At 60.9% G+C, this 21,934-nt stretch carries 11 protein-coding genes and 5 pseudogenes; 7 read left to right on the forward strand and 9 right to left on the reverse strand.

The features are described 5' to 3' along the window. Positions 1–261: 261 nt before the first annotated feature. The 4 genes from C6N31_RS24190 to C6N31_RS24205 all read right to left on the reverse strand — a co-directional run bounded on the left by C6N31_RS24190 (position 262) and on the right by C6N31_RS24205 (position 10,589). Positions 262–3,351 carry a non-ribosomal peptide synthetase gene (locus C6N31_RS24190; protein WP_198358160.1) on the reverse strand — a complete coding sequence of 1,030 codons (3,090 nt, stop codon included), beginning with the start codon at positions 3,349–3,351 and terminating at the stop codon, positions 262–264. A gap of 340 nt (positions 3,352–3,691) precedes the next feature. Next, positions 3,692–4,915: a cytochrome P450 gene (locus tag C6N31_RS24195; RefSeq protein ID WP_198358161.1), complete on the reverse strand. Its 1,224-nt coding sequence runs from the start codon at positions 4,913–4,915 to the stop codon at positions 3,692–3,694. After that, on the reverse strand, positions 4,915–6,699 hold the full coding sequence (locus tag C6N31_RS24200) for a non-ribosomal peptide synthetase (RefSeq protein WP_198358162.1): 1,785 nt from the start codon (positions 6,697–6,699) through the stop codon (positions 4,915–4,917). Before C6N31_RS24200 ends, C6N31_RS24195 begins: the two co-directional genes overlap by 1 nt. A gap of 2,768 nt (positions 6,700–9,467) precedes the next feature. Continuing rightward, positions 9,468–10,589 (reverse strand): DUF6421 family protein, encoded by a 1,122-nt coding sequence (locus C6N31_RS24205; RefSeq protein WP_198358163.1) that lies wholly within the window; start codon positions 10,587–10,589, stop codon positions 9,468–9,470. A gap of 373 nt (positions 10,590–10,962) precedes the next feature. Between C6N31_RS24205 and C6N31_RS44115 the strand changes: the two are divergent. From C6N31_RS44115 to C6N31_RS46965, 3 genes and pseudogenes are all read left to right on the forward strand, one after another. After that, positions 10,963–12,337: pseudogene (locus C6N31_RS44115) on the forward strand (transposase); the annotation flags it as partial. Positions 12,338–12,947: 610 nt separating this feature from the next. Next, the gene (locus tag C6N31_RS24215; RefSeq protein ID WP_438817428.1) at positions 12,948–13,346 is read left to right on the forward strand and encodes a hypothetical protein; all 399 of its coding nucleotides are present in this window, start codon (positions 12,948–12,950) and stop codon (positions 13,344–13,346) included. Beyond that, on the forward strand, positions 13,330–13,491 hold the full coding sequence (locus C6N31_RS46965; protein ID WP_438817429.1) for a hypothetical protein: 162 nt from the start codon (positions 13,330–13,332) through the stop codon (positions 13,489–13,491). The genes C6N31_RS24215 and C6N31_RS46965 overlap by 17 nt, the downstream gene beginning before the upstream one ends. 37 nt (positions 13,492–13,528) lie before the next feature. On the opposite strand, the pseudogene C6N31_RS24220 reads toward C6N31_RS46965, so the two are convergent. Continuing rightward, positions 13,529–14,734 (reverse strand): annotated as a pseudogene (locus C6N31_RS24220) (IS110 family RNA-guided transposase). 430 nt (positions 14,735–15,164) lie between these two features. Here C6N31_RS24220 and C6N31_RS24225 point away from each other — a divergent pair. Both C6N31_RS24225 and C6N31_RS44120 read left to right on the forward strand, forming a co-directional pair. Next, positions 15,165–16,317, forward strand: a pseudogene (locus C6N31_RS24225) (IS3 family transposase). Between the two features lie 237 nt (positions 16,318–16,554). Further along, a complete protein-coding gene (locus tag C6N31_RS44120) occupies positions 16,555–16,803 on the forward strand; it encodes a hypothetical protein (RefSeq protein WP_232485578.1) in 249 nt (82 codons plus the stop codon). Between the two features lie 3 nt (positions 16,804–16,806). Here the strand turns inward: C6N31_RS44120 and C6N31_RS46970 are convergent. From C6N31_RS46970 to C6N31_RS24250, 3 genes and pseudogenes are all read right to left on the reverse strand, one after another. Beyond that, positions 16,807–17,861: pseudogene (locus tag C6N31_RS46970) on the reverse strand (IS630 family transposase). A 60-nt stretch (positions 17,862–17,921) separates the two neighbouring features. Continuing rightward, positions 17,922–19,076, reverse strand: a complete 1,155-nt coding sequence (locus tag C6N31_RS24245) for an SDR family oxidoreductase (protein WP_198358164.1) — start codon at positions 19,074–19,076, stop codon at positions 17,922–17,924. Between the two features lie 113 nt (positions 19,077–19,189). After that, entirely contained in the window at positions 19,190–20,794 is a 1,605-nt protein-coding gene (locus tag C6N31_RS24250; protein WP_306665010.1) for a class I adenylate-forming enzyme family protein, read from the reverse strand. Here C6N31_RS24250 and C6N31_RS24255 point away from each other — a divergent pair. Both C6N31_RS24255 and C6N31_RS24260 read left to right on the forward strand, forming a co-directional pair. Further along, on the forward strand, positions 20,703–20,960 hold the full coding sequence (locus C6N31_RS24255; protein WP_198358166.1) for a hypothetical protein: 258 nt from the start codon (positions 20,703–20,705) through the stop codon (positions 20,958–20,960). The genes C6N31_RS24250 and C6N31_RS24255 overlap by 92 nt on opposite strands. Positions 20,961–21,207: 247 nt before the next feature. Next, positions 21,208–21,500: pseudogene (locus C6N31_RS24260) on the forward strand (transposase); the annotation flags it as partial. An 80-nt stretch (positions 21,501–21,580) separates the two neighbouring features. On the opposite strand, the gene C6N31_RS24265 reads toward C6N31_RS24260, so the two are convergent. Beyond that, the gene (locus C6N31_RS24265) at positions 21,581–21,859 is read right to left on the reverse strand and encodes a phosphopantetheine-binding protein (protein WP_198358167.1); all 279 of its coding nucleotides are present in this window, start codon (positions 21,857–21,859) and stop codon (positions 21,581–21,583) included. Positions 21,860–21,934: the final 75 nt, after the last annotated feature.

The raw sequence follows: 21,934 nt of genomic DNA on the forward strand, positions 1-21,934 counted from the left end.
GAACTCGCAGCGCGAGACACTAGACGGCCGATTCACGCTCCCAGGGCAGTCGCACTGAATTACTCCGGATGCCCAGGGCGTACAGGTTCTTGCAGCTGCCTCGGCCAGTTGGCCCTGGCCGTCGACGTGCAGATCAGCACATCGACGGCCTCGGCGCGGGGAGCCTCCGATCCTGGGAATACCAGAGATCAGCGGCGATAATTGAGATTACACGTCATATGGTCACTGACTCATGGATCGTCGGCTCATTCAAAGGGTGCGTCATTCCGTGCAATCCAAAGCTCTGTGCAGGTGGTCGCGGAAATCCGAGGCGAACCGATTGGATACACGGTCCGTCTGATAAGTTACGTCGATAACCATTCCCCCATCAGCCTGGGGCCATACTTCCGTCACCACCTCGCAGACGCCCGCAGGAACCTGCAGGCGGACCGGCACGGCGCGCGCCGATCCGAGAACGAGATGGGCTGCTGGAGCGTCCTGGTAGACGAATAGGAACTGATAGATCGGATCCCGCACGGTCCTCGGCGGATTCACCAAGCGTACGACCTCGCCGAAAGGAATGGCCTGATGCGCAAGCGCTGCTGTGGCCGCTTCGGCTACGTTGCGGATAGCCTCATCCCAGTTCTCATAGGCCACGGGGAACCGCACACAGACCGTATCAACCAAACAGCCGACGGCCGCCGCAAGTAGACTGGAGCTCCGCCTCGACACTGGCACCCCGACAGCGAAATCATCCTGCCCTGTGAGCGCCCGAAGCGTAGTCACACTTAGGGCCAATAGGACGGTGAACGGCGTGGTGGCGTGCCTCCGCGCGAGGTGGTGCACCTTGTCGGTCTCTGAGTTGCTTAGCCGGAAGCTGACAGTGTCGGCAGCGCTCTGAACTGGCTGGGACCCGCCAGGCGGCGTGGGTAGAGCCAACGCAGGGGTGTCGGTCAGCTCCCGTTGCCAGTAGATGCGGTGAGCATCCGAGTCAGTCAGCTCCTCGAGTTGCTGCATCTCGCGATGTACCCCGCGAAGAGTCGGAGCAGCAACGTCAAAGAAGGGTTCCCTTTCCTGCGCGCGGGCCGCGTACGCGGTGGCGAGTTCCGAAAGCAACACCGGTTCCGAGTGGCCGTCAAAGGCGATGTGGTGGAACGCGAACCCGAAGAACGACCCAGAAGTCCCCGCCAGGGGCACGAACCCCGCCCGCCAGACTTCGCCCTGCTGCGGATCGAGCGGTCGTGTGAGCGTCTGTTGCAGCGACCGAAGGGCTTCTGCCTCGCTGTCGCACGGGGCGAGCAGACTGAAGCAGCGCTCTTCGTTCGTCTCGGAACAGGAGTACGAGGGGACAGCAACGAGTTGCAGCGCATCCGACTCGTTGTCTGGGCCGTAGACCGAGTGGAGTGACTCGTGGCGGGCTGCAAGATCGCCGAGTGCAGCCTCCAGTGCTACAGCGTTAATGTCGCCCTCAAGGCGCCACGCCAGTAGGCAAAGCCCGGAGAGGTCGCCGGGTTTTATGGCCTGTCGGGTCCAGAAAGCCATCTGGCTCTCGCTGAGCGGGACCGGCCCGCCCGGGCCGATCTCCAGCGGATGTTCAGCCGAGATATCATGGTCGTCGATCCACCGCGCCAGCTCACGCACGGACGCATGCCGGATCACCTCGGAGATTGGCAATGGCCTTCCGAGAGAGGTGGAGAGTCTGGTGCATACAGCTGCAAGGCCGAGTGATGTGCCTCCGAGGGCGAAGAATTTCTGCTCAAGCGGGACTGGGTCTAGGCCAAGCACGGAGGCGAAGACCCCAGCAACCGTGCGTTCGGTTTCACCGGCCGGCTCCTCGACATGAGGAGTTCGCCGGGCCGCAACAGGACGACTCTTGAGAAGCTTTACGATCTCATTCGAATCGGTCTTGCCATTCGCATTGAGGGGAAGGGCTGTCAGTCGGACTGCCGCGCGAGGAACCAGATAACCTGGGAGGCGGTGTTCCAGGAATGAGAGCAATTCTTCTTCCGAGGGGCCATGGGCGACTGCCGTGAAGGCGAGCCCTAGAGCGCCGTAGCCGCCAGATCCGTTGCCCAGCGCCACCACGCTGCACTGTGTGACCCCAGACAGCGAGCAGGCCACCCCTTCGATCTCGCCCGGCTCGATCCGGTGTCCGCGGATCTTCACCTGTCGGTCCGCTCGCCCGATGAAGTGCAACCGTCCTTCTTCGGTCCGCCGCACCAGATCACCTGTGCGGTATACCCGTGTGGCGACGCCCTCCAACTCCAGGGTGGGGAAGCTTTGCGCAGTCTTCTCGGGGTCACCGAGGTATCCGACCGCCAGTCCCGCTCCGGAGATCAACAGTTCCCCTATCTCACCGAGACGACACAGCCGCTCCCCATTCCAGATGTGCAGGCCAGTTGCGGGGACGGCCTCGCCCAGGGGCAGGCCCTCGCTAAGCTCGCAATCTCCCGGGCGGACCTGATGGGTTGTCACAAAAAGCGTGGCCTCGACCGGTCCGTAGCCGTGCACCACGCGGATCGCCGGAAAGCGCCGGAGTAGTGCGGCAACATGCCGCGACGAGACTTTCTCACCTGCAACAAAAATCTGGCGGACGCCCTCAAAAGCTTCGATATCCTCGTCCACGAAGACATTGAAAAGGGTCGGAGTCAGAAAAACACAGTTGACCCCGTCCGCCGACACAAGCTCACGCAGAGTACCTGGCAGAAGGTGCGGCTCGTCAACCACGACCGAGCAGCCGCCGTTCAGTAGAACGCTCCACAATTCCAGGGTTAGGCCGTCCCAGGGCACAGCAGCTGTGAGCGGCATTACCGTATCCTGACCAAGGTCAGCAAATTCGCAGTCCTTGAACAACCGTACAGTTCCGCTGTGTGGCGTAAGCGCACCCTTGGGTGCCCCGGTGCTGCCCGAGGTGAAGAACACCGACGCTGGCGCGTGAGGGGTGACCCGCACCGGGGTTGCTGCGTGAGTTACCCCAATGTATTCGGTAGGAGCAATGGCATCCGTTCCGGCCGGGGGGTCTGCCCTGTCCGTGATAGTCCACACCGCTCCCATGACCTTGACGAGCGCGTCGATCCGTACGCTCGGCCACGCGGGGTCAAGCGCCGCATAAGCGGCTCCGCGTTTGAGGATGGCAAGAAAAGCAATCACGAGCCCAATGGATCGGGGCAGGAGCACCGGAACGATATCGCCGGGACCCACACCAGCTCTCTCCAGACGCGTCGCCAGCTGGTTGGACGCCACCTCTAGATCGCCGTAAGTAAATACGGTGCTGCCATGTTTCAGTGCGGGCGCCTGGGGCGCCTCGACGACTCGCTGCGAAAAGATTTCGTGAATAAGACATGCGTCCTGAACACTGCCGCGCGGAGACATTGCTGAAAATCCTCCTCGGCCGCCTCGATTTTCGGCGGGGCCTTTGGTGTAGGTGGGCTACTCTGATATCAAGCTGAGTATCTCTGCAATACGCTCATTAGCTGAAAGGCCGCCTAGAATCGATGTGTCAGCCGAACGAGTTCTCGACGGAATATGGCCCATTCACCGATCGCGTCTCCATCAATGCAGGCTCGCGCCCTGTCAGCTCGCAACCCGTGCCGCAGGGCATGGGCGCGCGGGCTGGACGAACGACCGCCTGGAGCTCCCCTGACACGCCTCCCTCAATCTGGATGTTAGGTGTCACTCCGCGATAGCGACGTGGCAAGCGGATCGAAGGTCCCTATTGGACTTCCAATGGCATATGAGTGGTTCCCAATATAAAGTTGGAGCGCAACTTGCGTGGCGCCCCGCCTGAACGGAACCGTATTCCCCTCGAAAGCAGCGTCCCAAACAAGTACGACAACTCTATCTGGGCCACCGGCGCCCCGATGCACCGATGGATACCTGCACCATAGGAAAGATGACGATTGGGAGTCCTCGCTACATCGAATATGTCGGCATCAGGAAATTGTGCATCGTCCCGGTTGGCCGAGACATTCCACAATGTGACCGAATCACCCTTGCTGATTTGCGCACTACCTCGTACCATGCTGGCCTGCGCGACTCTCTGAACATATGCGTTGGTCGAACTCCATCGGATCATCTCCTCGATCCCCGTCCCTATAAGCGCCGGCTCAACAAGCAGTCTGTCGTACTCGTCCGGATGCTCGATCAGCGCCTGAAGCCCGCTACAAGCCGTGTACGAGGAGGTCTCGTTACCGCCCACCGCAAGGTTCATGCAGTTGTAGAAAATCTCTTCCTCCGTCAGCGGTCGGCCGTTGATTTTCGCGCCGAGCAACACACTGATGAAATCCTCTTGGGGCGAACGGCGACGCTCTTCTAGGATGTCGACGAAGAATTCAAAGATCTCGGCCTGGAGCCAGACCAGGCGGAGCCGCTGGTCGCTTCCTAGATCGACGAAGGTCTCGTCCCTGAAGCCAACCATGCGGCGGGTCAGGCCGATCAATTCGTGTGCCTGCTTGTGCCCGACGCCGAGAAGGACCATCAGGGCCCCAGCCGGCAGTTCAGTAGCGATCTCGCTGGCGAAATCACAGCCACCCTCAGCCAATGCGCGCTCGATCGCGCGATCCACCAATGCACGCACCTGGTCGCGGACTCGAGCGACTATGTGCGTGGAGAAGGCAGGGTGAATCTGCTGTTTGAGTAGCCGGTGCCTCGGAAGGTCGGAAGCCACGAGCATTTTTCCGCCCGCGGAATCGTCTTCGCTGCGGAATGAGCCGCCGAGGATCGCGCCGCGCGCCGAGCTGAACAGGCTGTGCTCGCGGTAGGCCCAGAGCACATCCTCGTAACGTGTTAGGGCCCAAAAATTGTTGCCGTCCCCACCCTTATTCCAGTACACCGGCTCCTCGGCCCGCAACCGGGAGAAAGCCTCGTGATGACGGCCCTCGACAAAAAGGTCGATGTCAGTCAGGTCGATATGCGCGCTGGTGCTCGGGGTTGTCATCACTTACCTTCACCACGGGCAGCATCAAGCACGGAGGCCAGGTCAGATAGGATTGAATTGCTAAGGAGAACTTCGTACTCCAGCTCGACGCCCAGTTCTCGCTTAATTCTGGTATGGACTCGGAAGATTAGGAGCGAGTGTCCCCCCAAGGTGAAAAAGTCGTCGTTCCGGCCGACATTTTCCACACCCAGCAATGCCTCCCAGAGCCCAGCGAGGTAGCGTTCGCTCTCGGTTGCCGGCGAAGTCTGTCCTACGTGGCGTTCCTGATAGCTGATCAGCAGCAGGCGTAGAGCGTCAACGTCCCGCTTGCCGTTCTGGGTCGCGGGGATCTTGTTCAAAGCGATAAAGTGGCTGGGCACCATAAAATCGGGCAAATCTGCCTCGGCGCCGTTGCGCAATTCCCTTAGCGACAAGCCCTCGTCCAGCACGACGAAGGCCACCAATTGCCGGTCGTTGCCCTCACCCGCGGCCAACACCACAGCCTGATTGACCCGTTGATCGCGGAGTAGGCCGCGTTCCACCTCTCCCGGTTCGACCCGATAGCCGCGAACCTTGACCTGGGAGTCGCCGCGACCGATGAAATCTAGGGTACCGTCACCGCGATCCCGCACCAGATCGCCGGTACGGTACAGACGGGAGGGCACAGCTGCACAGGGATTGGGCAAAAAGCGCTCGTCGGTTAGGTCAGGTGCGTCGAGGTAGCCGCGGGCCACACCGGGTCCGCCGACGAACAATTCTCCCGTCTCTCCCAGGGCTGCCGGCTGAAGGTCGGGCTTGAGAATGTACAAGGTAACGCCATTGAGGGGGCGGCCGATTGGGATAGCGTCGAGCGTGGCCTCGGCATCGGTCACTCGCTGGGCGGTACACGCCGTGGTGATCTCGGCCGGGCCGTAGAGATTGTAGAGCTCGCCCTGGAATCGGCCGGCCAACAGGTCCCGGCAAGCTGACGGCAGGAGTACGTCGCCTCCGGCTTGGAGAATGCGGAGTGAAGCGAAGGCGTCGCGGTCCTCGCGCACCACATGGTTGACGACCATCGTCGGGACTAGCATGGTGGTGATCCCACGTCGGCGCATCTCCCGCTGGAAGTCGGCGGCAAGAAGTTCGGGGACGTCAGGTAGCACAGCAACCTCGGCGCCGTGCAGAAGCGTTGTCCACATCTCGAAATGGAAGGCGTCGAAGGACAGGCTAGAGATTTGGCCTGTACGGTCCTCCGGACGAACCTGCGGAAGACTCGGGTTGCAGGCGAAAGACACAATATTGCCGTGCTCTAGGACGATGGCCTTGGGTGAGCCGGTCGACCCTGAGGTGAAAAGCACGCTGGCGGCGCTCGATGGCAGCGGGCCGCCAGCTGGGGCATGCACCACACCGTTCGACGGTTGGCTGCGGAACGGAAATATCTCCGCCCCCAAATGACTCAACGCGCCCTGCCAATCCGGCCGAGTGATGATCAACTTGGCTCCGCTGTGGGCGAACATGAAGTCTCGTCGCGCATCAGGGTAGCGCACCTCCACGGCAACATAGGCAGCGCCCGCTTTGAGGATGCCGAGAATTGCGACGAACACCTCGACGGAGCGGTCCAGGTACAGGCCCACTCGATCCTCAGAGTCGATACCCCGCTCCCGCAGCTGCCCGGCCAAAACGCTGGAGCGCCGGTCCAACTCCGTGTATGTGAGGGTCTGCCCTTCGTCGGAGACTGCGGGTCGGTCGGGAAACCGGGCCGCGGCGACGGCGAAGATGCCGGTGAGGGTGCGGGTCTCGAGAGTAGCGTTAAGGGCGGAATGCATGGCGGCCTCCATAAGGCTCTGTGTGCATTTTTGAGGAAAGTGGCAGCCACCATGGCGTCCGGATCCGCGGTGTTGCGCTGCAGAACGCCACGGGCGACTGCACTCAAACAACCGTTCAGGCGGGTAGCCGAATGTTGCCTTGGCGGGTCAAAGCGAGATTAATTTTCAGGCAGTTCTTGCACAATGCGCTTTGGCAGGGACGCGCATTTGGGTGAAGGATTTGCGTTTCTGGAATGGGTTGGCTCAAAGTCGTAGCCAACCGCTTGGTCTGATCCCGGTAAAGGCGGACAGCCGGAGTGGGGCGATGCGAGGACAGACGACGGGTGTTGGGCGAATACAGAAACTAGCGTTGGCGATCCCGGAACGATCCCTGCTCTCGGCCAGCCAGCCGAGGATGGTAGTTTGCCTTCGCAGCGAAAACAAATTGACCCCCAGTGCCATGGTGGGCGCTTCGTTGACAGCTGATGCCCTCTTTCGCGTTGAATCTCGGGCATCAGTGGCAGCGCGATTACGGTAAAGAGTTCGGTGCTGGCTCATCTACAGTCCCCCATTGCTGCGGTCAGCTGGACCGGAGGCTGCCCCAGGCCTCTGCGATCGGGCCGGCGATCCGGACAAAGGCCGCATGGTCTCCGCACCAGCCTCCACCAGCAGAATCTTTACGGCTGAACGATACGGATCGGACGAGCGAGGGAATGTATTTCCCCAGCCAAAGAAACTGACCCGATCAGGTAGTGGATACCGATTGGGGCTGAGTCGATCCGGATTGTAAGACTTGGTACTCCTCCCAAGAAGTCCACCGTCTCAGAGTGGCTTACTACCTCCCACGGGACCGCCTTGACAGCTAGCTTCGCCGCCCCACGAACGCCGGGTAGGGGTTTCCGTACTCCGTCTACACCAAGCCAGGTCAGCTCGTAGTGCGCGGATTCACCCAGCCGGATATCAAGGGGTCCGTCGAGCGCGAGAGGTTCGCCCCTGTCGGAGCCATCGTAAATCAAATCGCACTGCCAGCAAGAAAATTCGCTTCTTGTGTGGCCAAGCGCCGGTATCTGCAATCTGGTCCGCGATACCGGATCTCCGCAGTAGGGGCATACTATTCCGCTAGTTTCACCGTTTGTGCCCAAAACCTTCCGATCCGAATGCCGATCGGTCCGCATCGTATTACTGGTTCGCGCGTGGAGGGCACCGTAATTAGCGACCTCGCGCTGCAATTGCACCCACTGGGCCTCCCTCCTCTCGCCAGCGGCCGCGATCATTTCCGCCGCCCCGCTCACCAGAACCTCGGCCCGGCCAGCGCTCTGAGTGGAAGCGATGTCCTCTAGGCGATCTTCAAGCGCGGCGCTGAGGCGTTCCCCATCTTCCTTTCCATGTACATCCAAGAAGAAGCTCGACTTCCGTACCGCATGAAGCGAATATGAAATACCTGGCGTAGCGAATACTTCTTCCTGTATGGTGCGGAACAATGGAATATCTTGAGGGTCGCAGGCTACTGGTTTGTCGCTGTCAGAAAGTCCTTCTGCAACGACTATCGCCCGACAAGTCCCAGGTACTGCTTCAACCCAGATTTGCCGCCTCTCCAGATTTTTTGTAACTCCATTCAGTAGAAGTGCCCGTTCCGTAGGGGTGGATACCGATTGTTCGAACTCCGAAACGCTCCAGAGCTGATTGGTGACGTCGCCAATCTGCCTATCACCATCGGGAACGACTGCCAATGGATCGCCGATCAGGAGCCACGGTGACGTATTACCGACATGACTATGAACGCGATTGAGTAGTGAACAAGCTACGTGAGCAGGCTTCCCAGATCGGAGATCATTCAGTATCAGTAGATGTGCACTTACTATGCCCTCAGTCGCGCCCAAACTGGTAAATAGCACGTTTCCATAAGGACCCGTCACGATTCCTGCCGAAACTGAGGCGCCTGCATCGCGCGGCCCGGAGCCGGTCGTAAGTGCTCTACAGCTGTCAAGGACAATGACATCTGAAGCAATATCCTGTGGTGCCACTCGATTCGGTAGCGCGATACCACCACCTTGAACGGGTTGGCTCCGCCCGCAGGGGCCGTTTTGGTGCGCGCAGGTCCAGGACGCACTGTCGAGCTCTCGAGGTGCCCGCCGGAGCATACTGCAAACCACGGCGCTCCCGACGCGCATATCAATGCCGATCCCCCCGTGGGCACAAAGTCCAGTAAATCGGCGCCGTTCCATCAATCGACGTTCAAGGTCTGATCGCGGTCCACTTGCTACAGTGATCCCGTCTCCGCTTACATCACGAACAGTGCCCAATGGTTGCACCGACCAAATAAATGCATCCCTAGAATGCTGCCACTCGTATGTAGTCAGCTTTTCGGCATGACGCTCTGCTATTTCGATTCCAGCCCATCCAAATATGAAACCGATCCCCGTCCGGCCTGTGCGGGCAGCAGAAGTTATTGACAGGATGTTGGCAGTGCTTACCGAACCGAGAGACAGGAATGCCGTGCCGAACAATCCAGCTGCAAGAAGGCTCACGACATGAGATACATCTCCCGCTCGGCATATCTCAGAGTCCCGACGCGATTGTAGAATACGCGCTGCAGGCAAACCCTCTGACGTGGCAATGATTACATTCGGGCGATTCGGCATATTTTCAGCATTCTCAATCGTGTCGCTTCAGGGCATGTCGCTTAGTGCTAGAGGTCGTTCCGTGAGGCCAACCCCCAGTTGCATCTCCGCGTCAGCACCACCGAAGACAGACAGGTCACGCGAGGGATTGACTTACTACAACAGATATCAGACTTCCAGTTTCTCTTTGATTTCCGCAAAGAATGGAATGTGTCGATAATCCTTTGCCTCAGGGTCGAAATCCGTGTAGTCGTTGGTGAAGGACAGCAGCCTAGTTCGCACTTGATCCACAGATTCATGATGAATTAGCTTTTCAATTCCAGTAATTTCGCCAAGGAATTGATATAGAACGATAGGCAAGGGAGGCAGCAGCTTGATTCGTCCATTTTTGAGGCTGATGCCCCCGTGCTCAGTAAGGTATTTGAAGAGTAGCTGTGATGCAACCGCATCGTAATTAGGGCGCGGGATCCCTTCTACGGCATAACGAAGGAGGCGCTCCGCCAAAATGTACTCAAAGGTCAAGGTAGCCTCACGTCGAGAGAGGTCCTCGTCATGCAGGCAAACCAACATTGCGGAGACGTCTACGCGCAGCTCTTCCAGGCCGGCCAGCGGCTTGCTGCTCTTCGCCGAGAGAAAATTGGGTATGGGCATATCTCCATGTCGATGATGGTATTCGTGGAGGTGCACCCACCAGGACGAAGCTTGCTCAACCTCAAGTTTTGTCGCGTTTCGCAAGTTAGGGAAACTGCCCTCGGCCATCACGGACGATATAAGCTTGCGCGTAATCCGCTGATGACGCTCTACGAACTTGTCTATGAAATAGAAGATCAGATCTTCGTCGTCCTGGCTACCATCCAAATGATTTTCGGGAAATAGTGCTACCACAACCCTGGATTGGAACCCCTGCGACATCTGCGTCATGTTGACAGGAAGCGTGTTACTTGCATATCGATCTACGAGATAATCGTTCGAAGGGAGCGCATCGTAAAATAGATGATCAAGAGAAAGCGCAGGGAAATATGAGGCATTGAAAAGGGAAAAAATTTGATTATCTCTGCGCTCGTTGATGTGTAGCTTCGTCTCGACCAATCGACCGACGGACGAGAAGTTCTGTGCATCGTTGATGAAAGCTTGAACGATCGGCTGGTGCCGAAGATAGCGAGTTCTCTTGAGATTTTGGACAAGCTCTGCCAGCGCCTCTGGGCTAACCCAAGTAGCTCTAGATCCCAATGATTCGCGCACATAATTCACTTCACGAATGCACTCTGAGAAATCATCACTTATCAACATTTTCAGCCTCCATGCTAGATTAGTCTTGAATTTCGCCGTGAAATTAGCCGTGAATCGCTAGGATCCCGATCCAGTTGAAGGTAACTGTCGCGTGGGGTGTTAATCGAAATTTTTAGCGGATATTGCCGCAGATATCCAGGGACATAGCGTGACCGCAAGGATCGCGAGCCCAACCTGCCCGAATAGATGACGGCTTACTCGGCCCACGCGACGTCCTCATAGAACCATGACGCGGCCTCTTAAAGGTGCTTCTCCACCTCGTCCTCACTAGCCTGCCCGTTTCACTTGGCTTTGGTCCGGATCATGAGCGATAGCACGAAAGTTCCTTCTGTACTGGGACGATGAACTTTGTCGAGGGGTTCTGCCGGTCCAGATGGAAGGCACTTTCTGCGTGCAGGGTATCGGTTCACGTCCCAGGCTTCATATTTCCGCTGACGGTGCGGGGGTGGTCGGCCACGCTGGGGCACAGTTGCTGGCTGGCCTCGCCGATGTCACCGGACTGACCAGCGCGCATTCCACCGCGCTCGGGGCGCTCCGACCACGCGGAACTGGTCATGACCCGGGCCGGGTTGCCACCGACTTCGCGGTGATGGCGGCGAGAGCATCACGAATCTGGCCGTGCTGCGCGACCAGGGCGAGATGTTCGGTCCGCCTCGACACCGACGACCTGGCGTCCGTCGTCCGTCGTCCGTCGTCCGTCGTCCGTCGTCCGTCGTCCGTCGTCCGTCGTCAAAAGCGTACTGGACCGCCTGCGCTCAGCGCGCGCTCAGGCCCGAGAAGTGGCCTGGTTGCAGGCATCGGAGACCCGCTGCGGCATCCCGGCAGCGACAGCCGGCGGACGGGAAATGCCCGGCCTGATCCTGGACATCGACGCCACACTGATCGCCTGCCATTCGGACAAGGACCAGGCCGCACCCACCTATAGAGGCGGCTTCGGCTTCCATCCCTGCTGTGTCTCTTAACCAACACCGGCGAGGGCCTGTCCGGGCGCCTTCGGCCCGGGAACGCCGGAGCCAATACCGCCGCCGATCACATCACAGGGCTTAACGACGCTCTCGCACAGATCCCCGACGCCAACCGGCACGGCACCGACATCCTCATCCGCACCGACAGCGCCGGATCCGCGAAGGCCTTCCTCACCCAGGTCCGAGACCTGCGAACACGCGGAATCCGCAGCTTCTTCTCGGTTGGCTACACGGTCGCCGTACCGGTCCGCCGCGCGATCCGAGTCCTGCCCGAACAGCTCTGGCACCCCGCCCTGAACCAGGACGACACCCTGCGCGATTCCGCCGAGGTCGCCGAACTGACCGGCATGCTGGACCTTGTCGGCTATCCGGACGCCACCCGCATCATCGCCCGCCGCGAACGCCCCCACCTCGGCGCCCAACTCTCGCTCTTCGACCGCGACCAGGGCATGCGACACCAGGTGCTCACCAATGCCCCGTTCGCCTCCGGCTCAGCGCAGTTCCTGGAGGTCCGCCACCGGGCACACGTCACACTTGAGGACCACATCCGGTGCGGCAAGTCCGCTGGCTTCGGCCGCTTCCCCTTCACGCCGCTTCCCCTTCAGCGCCGCCTGAATCGAACTCAGCCTCGCGGCCCTCGACCTTCTCGCCTGGACCCGCCTCCTCCTGCTGGACCGCGAACTCGCCACCGCCGAACCCAGAAAGTCCGCTACCGAATTCCTGCACGTCGCGGCCAGGATCATCCGCGGCGGCCGCCGCCTGCGCCTTCGAATATCGGCGACCTGACCCTGGCGACATGAACTCACGGCCGCATTCCACCGCCTGGTCGCGCTGCCCTGCCCCCCGAGCCGACCAGCGACTCCTGCCCACCTCGACTCAAGGATCTGGAGAACCCAACCTCGCGTCGGGTCCTCACCATGCCCACCAACCAGCCAACACGACCTCGAACAACTTCGCTCAGCCACCCAGCTGACCCAACGGTAGGGTCGGGGGCTGGCGAGGTGGCATAGTACGTATGCTCCGTTTCCAAGCCCCACCACATCGAACCGTGCGTGCGGTTCTCCCCGCACACGGCTCACCGACGCCGTTCATCACCGGCAATCGGCCTGCCCCGCCAGTCCCTGAAGGGTCTGGGTGCGACGACGTCCCGTGAAGAGCGATCAGCCCCAGGGAGTCCCGGGAGCCGAAGGTAACCGTCGCCCAGCCGAACTTCCCATCCTCCAGTGCTTCTTGGCGAGAACCCCGCCAATCCGCATCCGGGCGTACGAGTGTCGGCGTACACGTGAGCGTCCCCAGCCTCGTACGAATAAGTAGGGACGGTTGCTGATGCGGTGAGATCCACTGCTCGGCACTCTGCTGCTTGGTCAATTTCGGGCGGCGGAGGGGGCTGGCAGTGGTCTTGGATCCGCAGCGTTGGCTGGAGCTCCTGCGCTTTCGTGGTCTGCTGGAGTCCGGGACGATGAGCCTGTCGGAGATCTCCAGGGAAACCGGCCTGGACCGTAAGACGGTCCGCAAATACCTGTCGGCGCCGGGGCCGGCGACGCCTCCGCGGCGGTCGCCGAGCGGGCGGTCGCGAGCGAGGGTGATCGACGAGTTCGGGCCGGTGGTCGACTCGATGCTCCGGGCCGAGGTCCTGATGAAGGCCGCGGTCATCCACGAGCGGCTAGCCCAGCAGTACGGCTTCACCGGTAACTACCAGCGGGTCAAACTCTACGCAGACGGCCCGGTCGAGGATCGCCGAGGAACTCGGGATCACATCCAAGGAACTGGCGGCGATGCACCGCCAGTTTGAAATGATCTCCGGGGCCCAGGTCGACTGGGGAGACGAAGGAAAGATCCTCGCCCACATGGGTATCGCGAAGGTCTACTCCTTCCACATGACGCTCTCATCCTCGCGCGACCCGTTCTGCTGCTTCACCACTACTGATTCCCAATGAGGTTGTCAACGCGGGTTGGTGACTTGCTGTGAGCGTGTCAGCCCAAGGCGACCGGGTTGAGTGGCGGGGTGGTTTCGAAGGTACGGCCGTCGCGTATGAGGGCCCATAGGACGTTCAGACGGCGTCGCGCGAGGGCGATGACAGCCTGCTTATGGGTCTTGTTCTCGGCTTTCTTGCGGTCGTAGTAAGCCTTCGAGGTGGGGCAGCATCGGGACGCGACCTGCGCGGATATGTAGAAGACACGCAGCAGGCGCCGGCAGTAGCGGCGAGGCTGGCGCATATTGCCGCTGATACGTCCCGAGTCCTTCGGAACCGGAGCCAGGCCGGCGACGCCGGCGAGGCGGTCGGGGCTGCCGAAGACACTCATGTCGCCGCCGGTATGTGCGACGAACTCGGCGCCCAGAATTGCGCCGATGCCGGGCATGCTCACGATGGCGGCGGCGTGCGGGTGGTCGCGAAACCGGGCCTCGATCTGGGCGTCGGTCTCGGCGATCTCCTCATCAAGGGCCATCACCTCCCTCGCCAGCTTGGCCACTACAACCGCGGCCAGTCTCTCTCCGGCGACGGCGGTGTGCTGAGCTTCGGCGGCTTGGATGGCGGAGGCCGCGACGAGCTTGGAGTTGCGGACCGTGCGGTTCTTCAGCCAGGTCGCGAGACGGTTCTTGCCGATACGTCGTAGGGCGGCCGGGGTCTGGTAGCCGGTCAGCAGAACCAACGAGGCCTTCGAGGTGCTGTAGTCGAAGGCCCGTTCCAGGGCCGGGAATTATTCCAGCATCTGGGCCCGCATCCGGTTGATCGCTCTCGTGCGGTCCGCGGCCAGGTCCAGGCGGCGTGAGGTCAGGATCCGCAGGTCAACGGTAATGTCGTCCCCCCGGTGCAGTGTCTGGAGGTCCCGGCGCATGCGGGCCTGGTCCGCGATGACGAAGGCGTCCTTCGCGTCGGTCTTCCCGTCACCCCGGTAGGAGCCCGAAGCGTGATGGACGGTGCGGCCTGGGATATAGAGGACCTGCTGCCCGTTGTCGGTCAGCAGCGCGATCATCAACGCGGCCCCGCCGGCATTGAGGTCGATAGCCCAGGTCACCGGCTCGCTCTCGCTCAGCACGAGAACATCGGCGATCAATTTGAGCAGGGCAGTGTCGTCGTTGGCCACCCGCCGCGACAGCCTGCGCTTGCCATCGGCGTCGAGCACTACACAGTGGTGTTCGGCTTTGCCCGCGTCTGTTCCAGCCCACAGTTCGGGCACGGCCACCTCCGGAGTCGTTCCTGTACTGGTCCCAGCAGACGACCTCGCCAGCGTGTCCTTACCAAGCGACCGTGTTGCGCGCATCCCAATCAGTGGCCGAGTCGTCGCGGGGCACCGGGCGGCCAATCAGTAGAAGCCACTCCAACGGCATGAACTTGACAGCCACACCCAGTGCCCCTGGGCCTCCCGATCCTACGAGTGACCGGAGTCAACCCACCTACAACGTGCGGAACTTGAACGCGTGATGTCGGGAAGCGGTGAGCATTGCGTTGCCCACGCTGGCTCCTGGGTAGGCGCCACGGCAGGATGAGTGCATAACCGAAGACGACGCGGATCTGCTGGTCTTGCTACATGAGCTCGAGGGTCTGCCGCACGATCGGGTGACATCTGAAGTGGCTTGCCCTGCGGGGCAGGTGGGAAGGATGTCGCTGTGCCCAAGCCTTATCCGGAAGAGTTCCGCCAGGACGTCGTGCGAGTCGCGCGGAACCGTGGCCCGGGTGTGACGGTCGAGCAGGTGGCTACCGATTTCGGAGTCCATCCGATGACGTTGTGGAAGTGGATGCGCCGGGCGGACATCGATGACGGCTCGAAGCCCGGAACTTCCAGCCAGGAGAGCGTGGAACTGCGGGAAGCACGTCGGCGGATCAAGTTGCTGGAGCAGGAGAACGAGGTCCTGCGTCGGGCCGCGGCTTATTTGTCGCAGGCGCATCTGCCGGGAAAAGGATCTACCCGCTCGTGAAGGAGCTGGCCGGGGACGGGGTGCCCGTCACGGTGACGTGCCGGGTGCTGCAGCTCGCCAGACAGCCGCTGGCTCGACAATCCGGTGGCCGACGCCGTGCTGGAGGAGGCCTATCGCGCGAACGCGCTGTTCGACGCCCACCGCGACGACCCGGAGTTCGGCTACCGGTTCCTGGCCGATGCAGCGCGTGGTGCCGGGTCCGCGATGGGATCGGACCGCGTGGCGGATCTGCCGGGACAACCGCTGGTGGAGCGTGTTCGGTAAGAAGCGCGGCCGGGGCAGGAAGGCCGGCCTGCTGGTGCACGACGATCTCGTGAGCCGCAACTTCACCGCGACCGGCCCGAACCGGCTGTGGCTCGCCGACATCACCGAACATGCCACCGGCGACGGCAAGCTGTATCTCTGCGCGATCAAGGATGTCTTCAGCAACAGGATCGTGGGCTACTCCATCGAAGCGCGGATGAAGTCCCGCCTGGCCGTGACCGCCCTGGACAACGCCGTGGCCCGGCGCGAGCACGTCCACGGATGCATCCTGCACAGCGATCGCGGATCGCAGTTCCGGTCCCGGAAATTCGTCCGGGCGCTCGACCGGCACCGGATGGCCGGATCGATAGGGAGAGTCGGGGCAGCCGGCGACAACGCGGCCATGGAGTCCTTCTTCAGCCTGCTGCAGAAGAACGTCCTCAACCGCCGGAGCTGGACCACCCGCGAGGAACTGCGGATCGCGATCGTGACCTGGATCGAGCGGACCTACCACCGCCGCCGCCGACAAGCCGCACTCGGCCGGCTGACCCCCGTCGAATTCGAGACCGTCATGACCACACCGGCCCTCCAGGCCGCGTGACCGAACCTGTCACCCGAACCTGCACCAGACCCCGATGATCCCGAGTGGCTGGAGTGGCCGCGGGACTTCGACCGTCGCGAGATCGCCGTGCGCTTCGGGCTGGTAGACCGACTCGAAGGTGACTTCGCAGCTCACTGCACGACCGTGGCCGGGCAGGAGAATCAGGAGTCCAGCGAATACGGACGTATTTGCGTGCCCGGGGACGCGACTGTGTGCGGGACCCGGATCGTCGTCTGTGTGAGCCAGTTCGGCTCACTGGCGCTGGTGTGCGCGGACAATCCTGGTGCCTTCCTCGGGACGGGCAACGCCCAGGCTGAGGGTGAGCTGGACGGTGCTGACCTCGCCAGGGTCAACCGGGCGCTAGAAGAGCTCGGCTACGTCGTGGTTCCCGAGGAACTGCTGGAGAGCGACTACGACGGGCCGAGTCGACTGCACCCGCACGTTCAGCGGCCCACCTGGTGGAATCGCTTCTTCGGCGACTTCTGACGATTACCCCGATAGGTTCAGGCCGGTGCCCGCCAGGCAGCCGTCGATGGCCCCCGGTCGGTACGGAAGCATTTTGAGCTTGCGTTTCACCGCGCGGGTGATCTGGCCGAGGTTGGCGGCGGCGAGGTTGCCGATATCGCGTTTGACCAGTGACCAGATACCTTCCTGCGGGTTGAGGTCCGGGGCATATGTCGGTAACTGGAACACGGTCAGCCAGGCGGTATTGGCTTCGAAGAACTCCCGCAGAGGTGCGACCAGGTGCATGCGCAGGTTGTCCCAGACCAGGACGATCGGGCCGCCGAGCTGGGCGTGGGCGCGGATGATCAAATTGCGATAGTCCTTCCAGTCGAAGCCCTTCGGGTCGTCGTTGCGGCCCCGGTACTCGCGGATCGCGTAGATCAGCCGGGACCGCTCGCCGGGTTTGTAGCAGCTCATCCCCGCCATGGAGACGCGGCCCGAGCCACGTCCGCGTACACGGACGACGGGGTGCTGCCCTGGCGGCCCCAGGTTCTGGCTCGCGGCGGCGTCATCGACCGGCCGGCTTCGTCCTCGAAGACCACCCAGGCGTTGTTCACCGCCGCGGTGCTCTTACCCGCGGCCAGGTCTCCCGTTCCATAGTTCCACCGCGTCGTCGTCGCGCTCGATCGCGCGCCGGGCGGGCTGCTGCCAAGACCAGCCGTGCCGTCGTAGCAGCCGCCACGTACCCTCCACGGTGTATGAGACGTGGAACAGGCGGCCAATCATCGTCTTCACCCGGGCCAGCGTCCACCGCTGGTCGGCCCATCCGTGAGCCAGCGGGCCGCGCTCCAACTCTCGTGCCAGCCTGGCTATCTGCTTGTCCGACAGTCGCGACCGGCCAGGCGATCCCTTCGACGCCAACCCGGCCAAGCCCTCCTCGCGCCACTGGCGCCGCCAGCGTTCCACCGACTGCTCCGAGACACGCAACGAGGCAGCGATCTCCCGGTTCTTCTCGCCGCCCTCGAAGCCAGTCACGGCCGGACCCGCTCCCGCCCGGCCCTCTCGGCGTCGGTCAAGCCGCCGCCCTGCGGATATCTCACTCCACCAGGACTACCGAAGCCACCCACACGCTGTCCGGCATACAGCCCGAAATCACCCAATCAAGTTCGGTGGGCAGCCCGAGGCTCAAGGAAACCGCGTTCAGCCGCCCAGCGAATCGTGATAGGGAGACTTTCTGGTCTCCACGATTCCGGATGCACGCCCCCTACAGATTCAACACCGCCGCCCTGAGTTTGCGCAGCGTTTTCACCTTCGGCCTGGCGCGGCAACCCCAGTGCAAGGACTTTCATCGACGTTTCGTCGCGAACCCTCGCACGATCTCGCATCGTGTCAAACCACGTCTCACGGTCAACCTTGTCAAGATTGTATCCGAGACGGATCATTTCTTCGAAAACCGTCTCCCACGCAGGTGTGCTTGGCGCCAAAAGATGATAGCGCGCGGCTGGATCGGGATCATTTGCGATGATACCTGTTACCATTTTTGCCGCCACATCCACTGGCAGCCACCGTGGACCGCCATGACAGGTCGGCCAGAGCCCGGATTCGAGGGCGGCTCGTATTGTAAGCCATCGCGAGTCCTTGAGATTTACCTCGCCGGTCTCCGTGTCTGGACCTAGGCCACCAACACGGTATGTGCTGACATCAAACCCTGCCGTTTGGCAGATCTCGATTAGGCACTCCGCCAACCATTTCGATTGAGCATATCCTTCGGATGGGGCTTGGGGCGGCACCCGATCTGCACGGTTCTTCGCGTTACTGTGACGCAAGCTGGACATCGACGAAATGAAGTGAATGCGCTTATTACGATATTCACTTGCCATCCGGAGGAGCGCAAGAGTTCCGGACACATTCGTCTCGACCAGCCGCTCAAAAGGAAGGAAGTGATTCACTAGTGCTCCTGCGTGCACTATGGTGGCCACATCTCGGCTCAGTTCCCTCCACTCCCGCGCTGATAGGCCCAGAAGCGGCAACGACAAGTCCCCGACTAGAGGGTGGATCTGCTCCGTCGCACCGATACCACTGATACTGGAACTAAATCCGCTGGCGTCCCGCGTCAAACAGTAGATTTCCTGATCGGGCATCGCTATCACAATCTGCTTCAACAGGTTGCGCCCGAAGAATCCGGATACCCCCGTGAGCAACAACTTTCCAGATCCCCTGTCGCGGCAAAATCCGGATGGACGCAATTCGGCTGCTGATCGACGGTATTGGGACACTAGACGCTCAAAGCTTCTACCGTCATGATTACGAGTCACCGCACCTCCTAAAATGGACTCTATTGAGTCCGAGCCAAACGGTCGTGAGGCTCGGCATAGCAGCCTTAGAATTACGCTACGCAAGCGAGAATAGGTTCATTGAGTCCGCTATGTCACTGCATCTGCGCTGCTTGCGATGCCAACTGTCTCCGATTTGGTTTCCCGGAGCGCAGCCGAGGTATCGCTCGCAGTCTCACAATTCGCAATCCCAGTAGAGATGGGGAAGCAACCCGCGCGCAGGCCCCCCTAATAAGTTGCTGATCCAACTCATTATCCAGTTTGGTCACATAGAATATAGTCACGGCCTCGCCGCGATGTACGTCAGGCCGTGAAGCCGCACATGCATCGTCCACTCCTGAAATTTCCAGGACAGCTCGGTCTAGTTCATCCAACGAGATCGAGACGCCGGCGCACTTGACAACGTTCTTGATTCTCCCCGTAATGTACAAGAGTGAATGCCCTGGGTACTCAGAGCTTGGCACGATAAGCCCCAAGTCGCCGGTATGGAACCAGCCATCGGCGAAAGCATTTTCGGTAGCGGTAGGATTATTCGCGTACCCCGACATCACCGAGTGTCCGCGAATAACCACCTCTCCGACCTCTCCTGCGGGGGTGGGAGATCCATCGCCTCGAACTGCGATCTCGTTTCCGAATATTGCCGACCCGGCCGACGGAATGTAGGGCGAGGTTGCTGACAATTCACAACCATGGAGCACGCCTGCATGAACCTTGTAGGGCATAACGGTCGAGAAGTTCATGGTTTCCGAAAGACCGTAACCCTGAACGACACACTTGCCTCGCTCATGAACTCCTTCCAGGACCTCCGATGGCAGGGGAGAAGCTGCAGACACAAAATAACGCAAACGTTCGAGGTTGGGCCATTCTCGAATACTCGACAGGGCTCGCAGAAGTGGCGGAACTGTTGTTGCCAGCGTAGCCGCATGACGATGAAGGGTGTCGATGAAGTGGAACGGGTCAAATTCTCCATACAAGAGGCAGTGCCCCCCGCGCAACAAAGTTGCGAAGAGTCCGAATTCGAGACCGTTGACATGCGAGATCGGCAGCGGGCACGCAAGAACGTCGGAGTGCGTCATCCTGTGGTGGCGCGCGACCGCCAACGCATTGAGCACGATCGAGTAATGGGCCTGGGTGACCGCCTTGGAAGCTGCAGTTGACCCCGTGGTGAAGACCATTACGGCTGGGTGATGCATGGCCGCGAGCCCCTGCGTTGTGCCTGGCGGACGAATCCGTCTCCGGTCGTAGCCAGGTCTTAGGTCAACTGTTGCCGCGCTCGCGATCATTGCGTTCGACCGCCCCTCTGGCTCATTCGCATCGACCAATAGTGCTACGGCGCCAGCTGCGATGACTGAGAGAATGGACACGACGCTTTCTATTGAGTTACTGACCTGGATCCCACAAACGTCGGCGGCTCCAATGCCAGATCGTGCAAGGTCCAGTTGCCTGTCCAGCACCCGCGCCCACAGTTGGGCGTAGGAGCATGAGTCGTCATTGAGAGCGGGGTGCAGAACGGTGATCGCTGGTGCGTCTCGCCGTACTTCCGCTTGGTGCGCTAGACGCTCGATCAACGAAGGCCGTGGGACTAGAGCATGCGACCAAGGAACTCCCATGTACGTATGGGCCTTTAGAAAGTTCGCTGTCGACCAACTGGCTTCGGGCATCTCGCTTTTCATGAAGGTTGTTATAGCACGTATCGCCATGGCTGGTGCAGCAAAATCCTCCGCCTACGCCATGGGGAATGTGCATCGTCCCCGAGTGACGCCCCGCGCCGTGGTGGATTTAGTACGGCAGATGCACTTCATGATCAATGGAGCTTACTTACGGCACATTCCGTTCAAATCGGCCCCCGTTGATCCGAAAGTTTAGCCCATCATGTCGATCATGCGCAGGGGCGCGATTGGGTCACACCGCACGGGCGTTAACTTCGCGCTTTCACAGGGGATGTCCACGAGCTGATCAGAAGCACGGAATGTTCCCGTGACCTACAACGATAGGACTTGCTGAGGGTGCTGTTAGTTGCAAGGAGAAGAGCACTTTCGATGTGGTCAATCGGCAGGACCGTGCCCTCCTGGATCCCGAACGCCATCTCCGATGCGTTCCATTAGCGTCGGCCTGCGTCGCCACCAACACCTCCGGCCGGCCTATCGCCGAACCCAAGCTGCGTTCACCGGCTACGCGCCCGCACATAGGACCGGATCCGGGCCGCCCGGTCGGCCGGCATGGGCAACCTGCCTTTGCACGACAGTGCCCAGAACCAGTCTGGCTCGAGATCGTTCAGATCGCCCTCGAACTGGCGGCCTGGATGCCAATGCGCGCCCTAACCGGCAACGCCAGGTGTTGGGAGCCCCGCCATCTGCGACTTCGCTTGTTCACCGCAGCCGGGCACTCGTCACAACCGGCCGCCGATGCCCCGACAGTCGGGCCATCGGCCTGCCCATCACCTCGCAGAGAATGCAGAACGGTCTGTCGACTCCGTCGACAGACCGTCACGAAAGATCGAGATTGATACGCTCATTGACTGCTGCGCAGAGAGTCTCAAGCGAAGTGAACATATGCCTCGAAAGAGTAGCTTCGTCAAATCGAATCGCCCACTCCTTTTCGATCGATAGAATCACAGTGACGGTCTCCAGTGAGGACAGCCCAGCGGCGAGGAGATCCTCGTCCCGGTCAATCCCCATCACATCAGGCATTGCAGTGTTTCGCCTCAGAATCTCCCGTATCCGCCTCTCAATATTAACGTGCTGTTCGCCTGTCGCAGACGTCATCGCTTTCTCCCATCTGTACCTTGCCGCAAACGCGACATACATAATTTTCAGGAACTACTTGTTCCGCGGCTCCGG

This window comes from Streptomyces fildesensis (assembly GCF_016107395.1).
Lineage (GTDB): Bacteria > Actinomycetota > Actinomycetes > Streptomycetales > Streptomycetaceae > Actinacidiphila > Actinacidiphila fildesensis.